We start from the raw sequence: 12,539 nt of genomic DNA, 5'->3' as shown, positions 1-12,539 counted from the left end.
ATTTTTGACAGCCAGCAGGGTATGTGTCGCAAAAGTTGGTGCTGGCATCAAAAAAGAGCCTCCTCTCAGGGAAGCTCTTGGGGAAATATCTTTTGCTGTAATTTTTCTCCACAAGGAGAGTTTCGGCAGCTCTACAAGTTTAATGCCTTATAAATAGCATCAACGTTGTAATCCGGACCAAAGTTCGGGGCTACATCCATAATTTTCTGAATCAAAGGCACGTCCTGTTCGACAAGATCATTTGCAATTTCCTCTGCTGAAGAAAACTTCTGCATCTTGGCGCAGACCTGCTTAATCAACTGCAGCATTCTACCTTTTTTGATGCCTATTTCAACACCTTCCTCATGTGCCTGATTTCTCATAATTTCCATTTCACGACACATAATCGCCACTCCTCTCTCATCTTCCTTAAAATACCGGACGCGGTCTGCAAGGACCTTGTTATGCATATCCTTTGCGTTTGTGCAGCTGAAATCATGCATTAATCGCCCAAGTTTCGTTTCATCCTTAATCTGGGAATTCACATATATGATATGCGCCTCATCCTTAAACAATTTCCCAGTTTCCTTTACAACCCTATCAATATGATAGATTGGGAGATCTGCTTTCATAACATCATTTTCTGTAATGAAGATTACGAAAGTCTCATTCAGAGCCTCATACAAATCACCTGGTTCGGTGACATTCGCATCAATCAATGCGCTGTTGTATCGGGCCCTCTTCGCGCCAGCACCTTTGTCACTCCGCTGAACCTCTACATTAAATACACGGTCATGACTATCGATAGCAAGAATGTCCAGTCTTACGGACCGGCCCTGTAAATTCTTGATGCCACGCTGACTGTGTACTTCCAGAACGTGGATGCCTTCATCGTTCAGGATGATCCGAAGCAACAGTTCCGCACACTGGATATCTTCAAATACTTTCGTCATGAAGTCATCATCCAATAAGCGGAAACCTCTGAGTCTTTGCAGATCTTCCTGATGTTTCTTTTCAAAATCCATTCATCTTCCTCACTTTCTCTGTGATATTTTATATAAACAGGGAAAGCCCTTCTGTAGGCATCCCCTGATCATATCGATCTCGGGGCAATGCCCACTTATCAACTTTTTGGAATTAATAATGTATAGTATTATCTTACCACACTTGAAACAGCGTCGCAAGATTTCCTTCGATATTTCACCATTACTCTATGCCTTGCATCAACCTATTATAAGTATGGATATGGATCATGGTTCCCAACTGCGATTTTTCGGTGTAGAGGAATTTTAAGCTTCTTTTTATCCCCTCAATTCCTCATTTATATGTAACATTATCAGTATGTCTTTTGTACTGTGTCAAAAGACATCAAAATCCTGACAGCTACAGGTAGATGGAACCCTCATTGAACCAAAATGTGAGGTCAGCCACGGGAACTTCCGTGACTGGCCTCATGTGTTTTATATCTACAAACAAGTGAGTAAATTCTGTGATTGTATAAAGATATACATTTTCCATTTTGGATATTTTTGGGGGGACATATCCAAAATGCATTCTACTGATGTTAACCTATTTTGCGGATAACGGTTTTTGGAATTCTTGTAACCCAATCCATTCCATTTTTGTAACCCGTTTTATTCCATTTTTGTAACCCAAAACAGTACATTTTTGTAACCCATTTCGTTCCATTTTTGTAACCCGTTTTATTCCATTTTTGTAACCCAAAACAGTACATTTTTGTAACCCATTTCGTTCCATTTTTGTAACCCACTTTGGTTCACAAATTTTGAAATATCCAAAATGGAGCGATTTTAAAAAGTAAGTTTTTCATCATAATCAGATGTTTGAGAAATAAAAGGAAAACACTTTACCAGCCTTGTTCGCGATAGATGGGAAAACACAGATTTCAAGTTTTTCTCTCTTATTCGCGATAAAAGGGAAAAACCATTTGCAGGTTTTTCCCTTTCTGTTCGTGATATAAAAGGAATTTTTCACGCTTATTTTATCCCTTGTTCGTGATTAGAGGGAATGTTCGCGAAATAAAAGGAATTAAACAATATTATTTACAGCTCATCCACAGACTCCACGATCTTTCCGTCTCTCCAGATCCTCTCCAGATCATAAAACAGGCGGTCTTCCTTGGAGAATACGTGTACGATCACATCGCCGTAATCCATAAGGACCCATGTGGAGCTCATGCTTCCCTCTTTCTGATGACACTCATAACCAGCTTTGAAAAGCTTTTCTTCTACATTATCAACTAAAGCCTGTGTCTGGTTTACATTGGAAGCGCTTGCGAGAACGAAGTAATCCGCGATCACGGAAACGCCCTCGATGTCAATAATTTTTACGTCTTCGCCTTTTTTCTCCTCCAAAGCCTCGACTGCAAGTTTTACCATTTCTTTTGACTGATTCAACTGATTGTTCCTCCTTGTCCTGATGGGTTATTCCGGTCCCGGCTGATGCCTCTCCGGCTGTCTCTTTCTTCCTTTCCGAAACGACACGGCGCATATCCTCACACGCCGCCTCTGTCATCGGATCGACCTGGCAGCCCGTACTTTTTAAATATACAAGAATGCTCTCCATGATCTCGAGGCATGCCTCATCAAGATCGATGAACGCAAGCTTCCGCATAGCCGTAAGGTTGGCCGCCTTGGATCGTCTCGGTTCAATGTAATCTGCCACATAGAGGATCTTGTCGAGCAGACCCATGCCCGGCTTTCCCGTCGTATGGCAGGTGATCGCGCTTAAGATCTCCGGATCATCCACCCCGTATTTATGTTCCGCCATCCATGCCCCGAGTTTTGCGTGAAGCAGGGACGGATCCCTCTCTTCCTCGGCAGTCACCGGAATATTGCGGTCCAGACATTTTTGAAGCATGACCGGATCCTCAAAACGCTTTGCCGAATCATGCAGGAGTCCCGCAAGATCGGCTTTATCAAGATCGTACCCATATCGCATCGCAAGTGCCTGGCAGGTAAATTCCACGCCAAGCGTATGCTCATAGCGGTACGCATCGAGTTTTTTCTTTAAATGTTTTCTGATTTCAGGTACACGACTATCCATAATGAATCTTCTTTCTGAATTCAAGAATGCCCCGGCATTTTTGCTGTGAGATGCGGGTCATCTGTTTCCGCATGTTCTTTTCCCGCGTCTGATGCACCGTCATGATACCGGAATATCCGGCAGACTATTTTGTCAGATACAGGCCTGTCTCTCTGATATACTCCGCCACAGCCGCCGGCATGTCTTTTGAAAGATCCCTGCCTTCTGCCGCCTTTTTCCGGATATCCGCGGACGCCACGTCGATCTTTGGATTATGAAGGATCCGGATATCCGCGTTGTACTTCTCATTGAAGTAAGCAACCTTATCCTCAAGCGGCACACCACCGTCCTCGTAGGTTCTTCCGGATACCAGAAGCACAGCCTGCGCCATCACCTGTTCCGGATGATACCAGGATTCCAGCTGGTACAGGGAATCTGCCCCTATGATAAAATAGACCTCTATATCCGGATATGCCTCTTTTAAGAGTGCCAGAGTCTGCGCCGTGTAGGTGTTCCCTTCCCGTCCCATCTCAAAATCAGAGACAGTAAAATACGGGATTGATTCCGTGGCAAGCTCCAGCATCCTGATGCGCGCCGCCCCATCCGTGATAAGATGATCTTTTTTGTGCGGCGGAACATGGGACGGCATAAACCAGATCTCATCCAGTCCATACTCCCGATACGCCTGTTCCCCAAGAAGCAGGTGACCGTTGTGGACCGGATCAAATGTTCCCCCAAGAATACCGATGCGTCTCATCGTATCCCCCCTTTGCCCGCGCACAATCCGGACGTCAAACAGTCCCGGATTGCCGCGATCGTCACACTGTTTACGGAAGAATGATCTTTCTGTCCTTCTCTTCCTTCGCCGGCTTATACAGAACGATCATCTTTCCGATTACCTGTACAACCTCGGAATGAGTGCGCTCTGCAAGGATCTGCGCAAGGTCTTTTCCGTCATCCGCACAGTTCTTCAGTACATGGATCTTAATCAATTCTCTTGCGTTTAACGCTTCCTCGACGGATTTGGTGATCTCCGGTGTGAGGCTGGACTTGCCGATCTGTAAAACGGCATCCATGGTCATTGCAAGTCCCTTTAAATAGGAACGCTGTTTGCTGGTCATAGTAACTCCTTTTCATATATGGAAAAGCATGGTCTCCGGGCATTTATACGGACACCCGGAGAAGATCCGATGCATTATTTATAGTAGTCAAATACGAGTCCGTACATGCGGACCGTATCGCCTTCCTGAATTCCCGCCTTTTCAAGATCGGCAAGGATTCCGGACTGCTTTAAGAATTTCTGGAAGAAATCAAAGCCCTTCTCAGAATCAAGGTTCGTGTAACCAAGCATCTTCTCGATTCTCGGCCCCTCAACCACATAGATGCCCTCTTCATCCTTCTCGACAGTATAAGGAAGCGAACGGTCACCCACATACTCGATCTCGAATTCTTTCTCAAAGATCTTCGGCGTACGGTCTGTCTTCCTGATCACATCATAGAGATAGTAGAGAAGATCATTTACACCTTCGCCGCTGACAGCAGAAATTCCAAATACCGGGATTCCCATCGGCTCGAACTCTTTCTTTAAGTCTGCGAGCGGATCCGCCCCCTCATCATAAACTGCATCCAGCTTATTGGCTGCGATAGCCTGTGGCAGCTTTAAGAGCTCCGGATTATAAGCGGAAAGCTCGTCCATGATCGCATGGACATCCTCGATCGGGTCACGTCCCTCAACGGAAGCTGCGTCTACCACATGAAGCAGGACTTTCGTACGCTCGATATGGCGAAGAAACTCATGCCCAAGGCCGGCTCCCTCAGACGCACCCTCTATAAGGCCAGGGATATCCGCCATTACAAAGCTGTTGCCATCGCCTAAATTAACTACGCCGAGATGCGGGTTCAAAGTCGTGAAATGATAATTCGCGATCTTCGGTCTTGCGTTGGAAACACGGGATAACAGAGTGGATTTTCCGACATTCGGAAACCCTACGAGTCCCACATCTGCGATCACCTTCAGCTCTAACTGTACCCAGAGCTCCTGCCCCGGCTGTCCCGGCTGGGCATATTTCGGAACCTGCATGGTTGCTGTCGCAAAATGCATATTCCCAAGACCGCCTTTACCGCCCTTTAAGATCACTTCCCGGCGGTTTTCGCCGGACATGTCTGTGATAACCTTACCGGTTTCCAGGTCCTTAACGACAGTACCTTCCGGGACCCTGACGATCAGGTCCTTTCCGTCAGCGCCATGGCAGCGGCGTTTTCCGCCCTCTTCGCCATTTCCGGCCGCATACTTCCTTACATGACGGAAATCCACAAGCGTGTTCAGTCCATCATCCACTTCAAAGATGATGTCTCCGCCTCTTCCGCCGTCACCGCCGTCAGGTCCTCCATTCGGAACATACAGTTCGCGCCGGAAGCTCACATGCCCGTTTCCGCCGTTTCCTGATCTGATATATACTTTTGCACTGTCTGTAAACATGGAAAACCGTCCTCTCAGTAAAATTAAAAAATATAACAGTGCCGCTTCTTATTCTTTTCATGAATCCAAAGTCTCACTGTTACACGTGAATCTTAAAAAAGCTCCATACCATCCAGTATGGAGCTCATCGTTATTATTCGTTGATTGCCTGAGGATATACAGAAACCTGCTTTTTGTCTCTGCCCTTTCTCTCAAACTTAACAACACCGTCAACTTTAGCGAATAAAGTATCATCACCGCCGATGCCTACGTTGAGACCCGGGTGAATCTTTGTTCCGCGCTGTCTGTAAAGGATGTTGCCAGCTAATACGAACTGTCCGTCTGCTCTCTTAGCTCCAAGGCGTTTGGACTCAGAATCACGTCCGTTCTTTGTGGAACCAACACCTTTCTTATGAGCAAATAACTGAAGGTTCATCTTAAACATATCGTTACACCTCCCTGAATCGAAATTTGATATATTCTGCTCCATATTCATCCCGGATATTTTCGAGTCCGAGAATCAGGGATTTCATGAGGAGCTGCGACTCAGAACTTATTTTGTCCGGGAAGGAAAAAGAAAAGCTTCCACCATCTTCCCCCACACTTCCTTCGAAGTGATCGTCCGTAAATGTTTCAACGGAGTTTGCCATGTTGAGAACCAGTGCGGAAACAGCAGCACAAATCACGTCCTGTCCGTATTCTGCATAGCCAGCATGACCATTGATATCGATTCCCTTTACTACTTCGTTCCTGTCACGCAGGATATTTACCTGAATCATAATCTTAATTAAGCATTGATCTTTTCAATCTTAACCTGAGTATAAAGCTGTCTGTGACCATTTTTCTTATGGTAGCCAGATTTGCGCTTATACTTGTAAACGATAACTTTTTTGCCCTTGCCAACTTTCTCTACTGTTGCAGATACTGTTGCACCCTCAACGGTCGGGCATCCGATTGTAAGCTCTCCGTTGTTAACAGCAAGAACCTGATCAAAAGTCACTGCAGAACCAACCTCTGCGTCAATTCTCTCGATCTTGATGCTGTCGCCCTCGGCTACTCTATACTGCTTACCGCCAGTTGCAATAATCGCGTACATATTGCACCTCCTATTATCATTACTCGCCAGTTATGGTGTCTTCCATTATGGAATCCTTGAAAACCTCACTGTGCGGCACACTATAAAACTATAACAAACAGCGCTTGTATTGTCAAGCATTTTTTCGCAATTTCGATATTTTTCGGTTACAGTTCAGCCATGCGCTGGTTTGAATGGGAAAGTGCTTATGCAAGCTTGCTTGCATAAGCACTTTTTCATCCGAATCAGCATATGGTGGAACCACCAAGCTTCTTGTTTTCATGAATATGAAAACAAGAAGATGTAATGGCTGAACTGTAACATTTTTCGTTATGGCCGAACAATAACGTTTCCTGCGTCCATTCTCTGGACCTGTTTATCCGGCTCTTCCGTACCCGGCAGTCCTTTTCCCGGACTCACCGTACCTGTTCATGCAGCGGTCTGCGGATCTTCTTTCTCGTGAGTTCCACAAGACCAAGAGGTGTCATATCAACAAGTACGGTCTTCACCGGGTCTGCTGTTACAGCGCGCCGCAGTGCTGCGAGAAGTGTCTTCCGGCTCTCCTCTTCCTTCATATCAATAAAGTCCACAATCATGATCCCGGAGAGATTCCTGAGACGGAGCTGGACAGCGATCTCCCCCGCCGCTTCCAGATTTGTCTTCAGGTATGTCTCTTCGGACGTCTTCTTTGAAATACTCTTAGCCGTATTTACATCAATGACCGTGAGCGCCTCTGTAGGCTCGATCACAAGATTTCCACCAGATTTTAACCAGACCGTCTTTGAGAGCGCCTGGGACAGGATCGTCTCCAGATGGTAGAGGGCTGTGAGTGGAAAATCATCCGTATAAAGTCTGAGTGATGGCATTCCTGCTGCCATGGAACATGCCATCTTTGCAGAATCAACCGCTGTGGAATCCGCTGTTGCTGCAGAGCTTTCTGTTGCCTCAGAATCCGCTGCTGTCCCGGAATTCTCCGCCGCCCTGCTGTCTGTAATCCCTAACGCATCCTGCAGTTCTTTATAAACTTCCGGCAGATCCGTGACAACTTCCAGTCCATCACAGATCTTCAGATCCCGGACCGCACGAACCGCAAAACTCTCCGGCCGATACAGCACATTGTAACAGGTCCGGCTTGCCGCTGCTTTACAGATCACCAGATACCGTTCATAAAGCGCTGCAAACTCCTCAAACACCTTATCGATCCCAGCCGCCTCTCCGTTCGTCCTGACGACAAGACCGCAGTCTCCGTGTTCTGTCGCCTTCCAGCGCTGTTTCACTGCATCCCGCCATTCCTTATCCCGGATCTTCGCGGAAATTCCAAGGGAACTTTTCCCGGCACTCAGAACCGCCGTCTGCCCTGTCAGCGTAAGATTTGAGGTCAGCACCGCGTCCTTCGTCTTCACCGCGGACCGTTCCACTTGCACCAGGATCTCATCCCCTGCTTTTAAAGGTCCATGTTCCGTCTTCCCGTCCGCGTAGATCGGACGCGCATTTTCCTTCAGGCTGTAAAAACCGTTGACACCCGGCCGGTACTCCACAAAAGCCGCATTGATGTTCTTTGAAATATTCTTCACTTTTCCGACAAAGATCACACCGGTCTCTTCCTCCGCCGCCTCCGGCTCAAAGTCGATCTGGGCAGCATGTCCATCTTTAAAAAGCACTGCGGCGGTCTTCCCGCGCAGTGCCGTAATGATCAGTTTATCCAACGTGTTCTCCAATTTCTTCTCCGAAGGATTCCAGAGTCACAAAGTCATGTTCTCCCGCGTCCGCGTATACTTCCTCACGGTTGATGCGGAACGCAAACTGCGGATACTCTTTTCCCAGAGACTTACAGTATGCCTCGAGGACCAGCTCCGGCTTTACATTCGCCGCACTTCCAGAAGAAAGCTGCAGGAAGAGTCCGTTTCCGTCCGCCACGCGGTGTGCCTCGTAGATCAGCGGCTTTAAGTCCATCTCCTTCTCTCCCTTTTTCGTCTTTTTCACGATATTCAGGTTTCCGTTTTCGATGAAATCAAGAATTCCGTTGTAGAATTCTTCCGCTGTCATGGAAAGTCCGTTCTCGTAATTGTCTCTCAGGACGATGGTATAATCACATGCCGCAACAATAGACATGGCGTTTTCCGCGTCATCCGGCAGTTTCCGGTAGCTCAATACCTCAACGCCTTCCACCATCGTGTCGTTCAGCCGTTTCACCATCTCTGCGGAAGAGTCCGTGGACAGCACCTCAATATCCAGATACTCGCCGCTTCCGGTGAGGCCCACGCCGAGCGGTGCCGCAAAGGACATGATCTGATGTGGGGAGAAACCTTCGGAATAGCGGATATCCACATCCGCGCGGCGCATAGCCTTCTGGAAATACCGCATCGTGTCGAGATGTCCGATGAACTTCATCGCTCCCTGCTTGGAAAATTTAATTCTGATCTTCATAACAGACACCTCCTCCAAATCTTCTCACACCGCAGCCGGAACAGCGCATTCTGCAGTTCGGGGTGACAGTCTCTTTTGTCGCGTTGATCCACTCTCTCTTTAAGAATTCCTTCGTCACACCTGTGTCGATGAAATCCCACGGGAATATCTCATCGAGGGAGCGTGCTCTCGTCGTATAGAAATCGATGTCCACGCCGCATGTCTCAAAGGCATTCATCCAGATCTCATTGTTAAAGCTCTCAGACCATGCGTCATAGAGCGCGCCCTGTCTGTAGGCCTCCTCAATGACAGCAGCGACCTTCCGGTCTCCACGGGCAAGAACGCCCTCGAGGACCGTCACGTCCGCCTCGTGCCAGTTATATTTTAAGCTCTTGTGGTTCAGCATCTCGTGCATCTTGTGGTTTACAATGCGGGCTTTTCCGAGGAACTCCTCTTTTGTACTCATCTGCGCCCACTGGAACGGGGTAAATGGCTTCGGAACGAAGAATGACGTACTCGCAACGACCTGTACCTTTCCGTTTCGCTTGTCCTTCGGAATCTCGTAGTACTTCTCCGCGATCTTCTCGGAAAGCAGGGCAATTCCTTCCATATCTTCCACAGTCTCTGTCGGAAGTCCCAGCATGAAATACAGCTTTACACGGTTCCATCCGCCCTGAAATGCCAATGCGGAGCCGTTTAAGATATCTTCCTCTGTCAGTCCCTTATTAATAACATTTCTCAGTCTCTGGGAACCCGCCTCCGGCGCGAAGGTCAGGCTGCTCTTCTTGACATCCTGAACCTTGCTCATAACGTCAAGGGAGAAGGCGTCGATACGCAGGGACGGCAGGGACACGTTCACGCCTTTGCCGTGGAAGGTATCGATCAGGAATGTTACAAGTTCTTCCAGACTTCTGTAGTCACTAGAACTTAAGGAGCTTAAGGAGATCTCCTCGTGTCCCGTGCTCTTTAACATCTTATAAGCCAGCTCTTTTAAATGCTCTACATTCTTCTCGCGGACCGGACGGTAGATCATTCCAGCCTGACAGAAACGACAGCCGCGGATGCAGCCACGCATGATCTCGAGAACCACGCGGTCCTGGGTCGCCTTGATAAACGGAACCAACGGTTTCTCCGGGTAGACGGACTCTGTCATTTCCATAACAAGCTGCTTTTCCACCTTCTCCGGCACCCCCGTCGCTGTCGGCAGAAAGCTCCTGATCGTGCCGTCTTCCTCATATGTCACTTCGTATAAGGACGGAACATAGATTCCCGGAATTCCCGCTGCCTTTCTCAAGAACTCCTGTCTGGAATCCCCGTTCTTTCTGGACTCCTTGTAGACATCAAGAAGCTTCCGGTAGGAGATTTCTCCCTCTCCGATATAAAACATATCAAAGAACACCGCGATCGGCTCCGGGTTGTAGGAACACGGACCGCCACCGATGACGACCGGATCATCCCAGGTACGATCCTCCGCGTGAAGCGGAATGTCGGAAAGCTCCAGCACCTGTAAAATATTCGTGTAGCACATCTCATACTGAAGCGTAATTCCAAGGAAATCGAATTCCTTCACCGGGTCCTGGGACTCAAGGGCAAATAATGGGATATGTTTCTCCCTCATGATCTTATCAAGGTCTGTCCACGGGGAGTATACACGCTCACAGTACACGTCCTCATACTTGTTAAACATATCGTAGAGGATCTGGATTCCCAGATGGGACATACCGATGTCATACACATCCGGAAAGCACATGGCAAACCGAATGTCCACAAGGGACGGATTTTTCTTCACCATGTTCACCTCACCGCCGATGTAGCGGGCGGGCTGCTGGATACTCAAGAGTATCTCTTCTGGTAATGCTAGTTTTCTCATAAATCCTTATTTTACCTACATTTCTCACGTTTTTGCGATGCGTTCATCGCTGTTTTTTGGTTTTTTAGTTCTTTTTCTCTGATCTTCTCCGTAAGCGGAAAAACACAAATTCTTGTCAAGTGTTTTTTCTCTCGGACAGTTTACATAATATTTTTTACTCTTACGACAAAAAAAATTTTCTGAAATACGCACAATTCGGATTTTCCATTATTTTACGGATAAATCCGCTCTAAATGTACAGATCAGACCGCATTATTATACGGTATTTCCCGCGTTTCCGCAACAGATTCTTTCCCGGAAGCAACTTTTCGAGCTCATATCGTCGAACTTTTTATCAAATTTTCCGAATACTCTTTGAATCCAAGAACCTCTTCACAAGCTTTCTGGCTCGGGACAACTTAGTGTTGCATCGGGAAAATTCCGCTGGAATATCCGAGCACGACGGCCTGTTCTTTGATATTGACCTGGCAATGAACCATCAGCGTTGCGTATACATGACACAAATCGTGCCAGTGAAAATCCTCCGGGAGGCAGTAAAGTTTTTTCAGGGAATTGAAACTGAGCTGAAAGCTAATGATATTTCTTGCATAACTGTTTATTTTTATACATATAGGCATCTGCATCATCCAATAACATCTGCATTGTACACGACATATTACCGGAGGATAACGCCCATCCGCATGCATAGTCGATTGGTATTTGATTTTCATGACTATTTAATCTGTCTTTTTCTCCGGACAAGGATTTTAATATTTCCTTAATTTCCGCCTCGCTTGTATGATAAATGACTGCTATAAACTCATCTCCGCCATATCTTCCAACAAAATCCTTTTCTGGAATAACACTGCGCAAAAGCTTTGCAAAATTCATTATTAACTGATCTCCTGCGGAATGTCCCATTGTATCATTTACAGTTTTTAGATTATTTAAATCAAACATTATACATGCTGTAGGATCAGTAATCATATCTTTTTTATCAAGAAGCTCATTACAGGCATTTTTATTTGGCAGCCCAGTATGGGCATCTATGAATGCTTTCTGTTCCAGCAGTCTGTTTTGCATTGCCATCTGCATTGCCCTTAGCGTCTGCATAATAACCAATATCACCAGACTCAACATATCAAGTGCCGACAAAAGCTCTATGGTACGAATCTTTGTAGCAATCTTTTCTGAATAGCTTTCTGCGGCAGAGACAGTTTCATCTGCCATCGTAAAATATATTTCACTCATATTAACAATGTCTGTATTTTCGTATCCCTTGTTTCTTACTGATCCAATTTCTGTTTTCAATTTTTCCCAGTAATCACTCTGGATTTGCAATTTTTCCTGATATTTTTCGTCATTGAGTTTTACCAGATCATAATGTCCATCCTGATATCTCAATCCAAGAAGAATATCATCCAAATATTTAATTAATTCTTCATTTTGGTTTCCTGTAATTTCTAATTTTACTTCGCGCTGTGTAGCTCCACGTACCAGACCTGCATAATTTATTACGCGTGCTGTCCCCTGCAGCCTACTAATCTGAATCATCATAAAAATAACAAGAACTACTAATATCAATATAAGGAAACTCTGTATAATACCTATTATATTATTACTTTTCCTGTTTTTCTGCATTTCACAATTTCCCCCTCACTATAATGGTATCGTAATTTAAGACACTTTGTTGTGGTCAAGCTTTTTTGTAACACTTGTGGCTAAAA

At 46.1% G+C, this 12,539-nt stretch carries 14 protein-coding genes; all 14 read right to left on the bottom strand.

Annotated features, from left to right (window positions below):
• Positions 1-131 precede the first annotated feature (131 nt).
• Positions 132-1,004, bottom strand: a complete 873-nt coding sequence (locus DWY93_RS03665) for a PD-(D/E)XK nuclease family transposase (protein ID WP_117470306.1) — start codon at positions 1,002-1,004, stop codon at positions 132-134.
• 544 nt (positions 1,005-1,548) lie between these two features.
• Positions 1,549-1,737 carry a hypothetical protein gene (locus DWY93_RS16940; RefSeq protein ID WP_147324186.1) on the bottom strand — a complete coding sequence of 63 codons (189 nt, stop codon included), beginning with the start codon at positions 1,735-1,737 and terminating at the stop codon, positions 1,549-1,551.
• A gap of 305 nt (positions 1,738-2,042) precedes the next feature.
• Positions 2,043-2,396 (bottom strand): ribosome silencing factor, encoded by a 354-nt coding sequence (rsfS, locus tag DWY93_RS03660; protein WP_117470307.1) that lies wholly within the window; start codon positions 2,394-2,396, stop codon positions 2,043-2,045.
• On the bottom strand, positions 2,317-3,045 hold the full coding sequence (gene yqeK / locus DWY93_RS03655; RefSeq protein WP_117471819.1) for a bis(5'-nucleosyl)-tetraphosphatase (symmetrical) YqeK: 729 nt from the start codon (positions 3,043-3,045) through the stop codon (positions 2,317-2,319). The genes rsfS and yqeK overlap by 80 nt, the downstream gene beginning before the upstream one ends.
• Before the next feature lie 124 nt (positions 3,046-3,169).
• A complete protein-coding gene (nadD, locus tag DWY93_RS03650) occupies positions 3,170-3,781 on the bottom strand; it encodes a nicotinate-nucleotide adenylyltransferase (RefSeq protein ID WP_015554476.1) in 612 nt (203 codons plus the stop codon).
• 70 nt (positions 3,782-3,851) lie between these two features.
• Complete coding sequence (gene yhbY, locus DWY93_RS03645; protein WP_021905028.1) at positions 3,852-4,145, bottom strand: ribosome assembly RNA-binding protein YhbY; 294 nt, start codon at positions 4,143-4,145, stop codon at positions 3,852-3,854.
• A 74-nt stretch (positions 4,146-4,219) separates the two neighbouring features.
• Positions 4,220-5,503 (bottom strand): GTPase ObgE, encoded by a 1,284-nt coding sequence (gene obgE, locus DWY93_RS03640; RefSeq protein WP_117471818.1) that lies wholly within the window; start codon positions 5,501-5,503, stop codon positions 4,220-4,222.
• Positions 5,504-5,636: 133 nt separating this feature from the next.
• The gene (rpmA, locus tag DWY93_RS03635) at positions 5,637-5,927 is read right to left on the bottom strand and encodes a 50S ribosomal protein L27 (protein WP_015554473.1); all 291 of its coding nucleotides are present in this window, start codon (positions 5,925-5,927) and stop codon (positions 5,637-5,639) included.
• Positions 5,928-5,931: 4 nt separating this feature from the next.
• Entirely contained in the window at positions 5,932-6,261 is a 330-nt protein-coding gene (locus tag DWY93_RS03630; protein WP_015554472.1) for a ribosomal-processing cysteine protease Prp, read from the bottom strand.
• Positions 6,262-6,269: 8 nt separating this feature from the next.
• A complete protein-coding gene (gene rplU / locus DWY93_RS03625; protein WP_021905027.1) occupies positions 6,270-6,578 on the bottom strand; it encodes a 50S ribosomal protein L21 in 309 nt (102 codons plus the stop codon).
• Positions 6,579-6,973: 395 nt separating this feature from the next.
• Positions 6,974-8,275, bottom strand: a complete 1,302-nt coding sequence (locus DWY93_RS03620; protein ID WP_117471817.1) for a ribonuclease E/G — start codon at positions 8,273-8,275, stop codon at positions 6,974-6,976.
• On the bottom strand, positions 8,256-8,984 hold the full coding sequence (locus DWY93_RS03615) for a TIGR03936 family radical SAM-associated protein (RefSeq protein ID WP_117471816.1): 729 nt from the start codon (positions 8,982-8,984) through the stop codon (positions 8,256-8,258). The genes DWY93_RS03620 and DWY93_RS03615 overlap by 20 nt, the downstream gene beginning before the upstream one ends.
• Positions 8,968-10,833, bottom strand: a complete 1,866-nt coding sequence (locus DWY93_RS03610) for a TIGR03960 family B12-binding radical SAM protein (protein ID WP_117470312.1) — start codon at positions 10,831-10,833, stop codon at positions 8,968-8,970. Before DWY93_RS03610 ends, DWY93_RS03615 begins: the two co-directional genes overlap by 17 nt.
• Positions 10,834-11,403: 570 nt before the next feature.
• Positions 11,404-12,453 carry a GGDEF domain-containing protein gene (locus DWY93_RS03605; protein WP_117471815.1) on the bottom strand — a complete coding sequence of 350 codons (1,050 nt, stop codon included), beginning with the start codon at positions 12,451-12,453 and terminating at the stop codon, positions 11,404-11,406.
• Between the last annotated feature and the right edge of the window lie 86 nt (positions 12,454-12,539).

Source organism: Clostridium sp. AF28-12 (genome assembly GCF_003435225.1).
Classification (GTDB): Bacteria; Bacillota; Clostridia; order Lachnospirales; family Lachnospiraceae; genus Pilosibacter; species Pilosibacter fragilis.
The sequence above is the reverse complement of the archived record's forward strand: the minus strand, read 5'-3'. Positions and strand labels throughout refer to the sequence as shown.

What these genes read in the sequence shown, in the direction of transcription:
- DWY93_RS03665 (WP_117470306.1), bottom strand. Translation starts at nt 1,004, where the DNA reads ATGGATTTTGAAAAGAAACATCAGGAAGATCTGCAAAGACTCAGAGGT.
- DWY93_RS16940 (WP_147324186.1), bottom strand. Translation starts at nt 1,737, where the DNA reads ATGGAACGAAATGGGTTACAAAAATGTACTGTTTTGGGTTACAAAAAT.
- yqeK (WP_117471819.1), bottom strand. Translation starts at nt 3,045, where the DNA reads ATGGATAGTCGTGTACCTGAAATCAGAAAACATTTAAAGAAAAAACTC.
- nadD (WP_015554476.1), bottom strand. Translation starts at nt 3,781, where the DNA reads ATGAGACGCATCGGTATTCTTGGGGGAACATTTGATCCGGTCCACAAC.
- yhbY (WP_021905028.1), bottom strand. Translation starts at nt 4,145, where the DNA reads ATGACCAGCAAACAGCGTTCCTATTTAAAGGGACTTGCAATGACCATG.
- obgE (WP_117471818.1), bottom strand. Translation starts at nt 5,503, where the DNA reads ATGTTTACAGACAGTGCAAAAGTATATATCAGATCAGGAAACGGCGGA.
- rpmA (WP_015554473.1), bottom strand. Translation starts at nt 5,927, where the DNA reads ATGTTTAAGATGAACCTTCAGTTATTTGCTCATAAGAAAGGTGTTGGT.
- DWY93_RS03630 (WP_015554472.1), bottom strand. Translation starts at nt 6,261, where the DNA reads ATGATTCAGGTAAATATCCTGCGTGACAGGAACGAAGTAGTAAAGGGA.
- rplU (WP_021905027.1), bottom strand. Translation starts at nt 6,578, where the DNA reads ATGTACGCGATTATTGCAACTGGCGGTAAGCAGTATAGAGTAGCCGAG.
- DWY93_RS03615 (WP_117471816.1), bottom strand. Translation starts at nt 8,984, where the DNA reads ATGAAGATCAGAATTAAATTTTCCAAGCAGGGAGCGATGAAGTTCATC.
- DWY93_RS03610 (WP_117470312.1), bottom strand. Translation starts at nt 10,833, where the DNA reads ATGAGAAAACTAGCATTACCAGAAGAGATACTCTTGAGTATCCAGCAG.
- DWY93_RS03605 (WP_117471815.1), bottom strand. Translation starts at nt 12,453, where the DNA reads ATGCAGAAAAACAGGAAAAGTAATAATATAATAGGTATTATACAGAGT.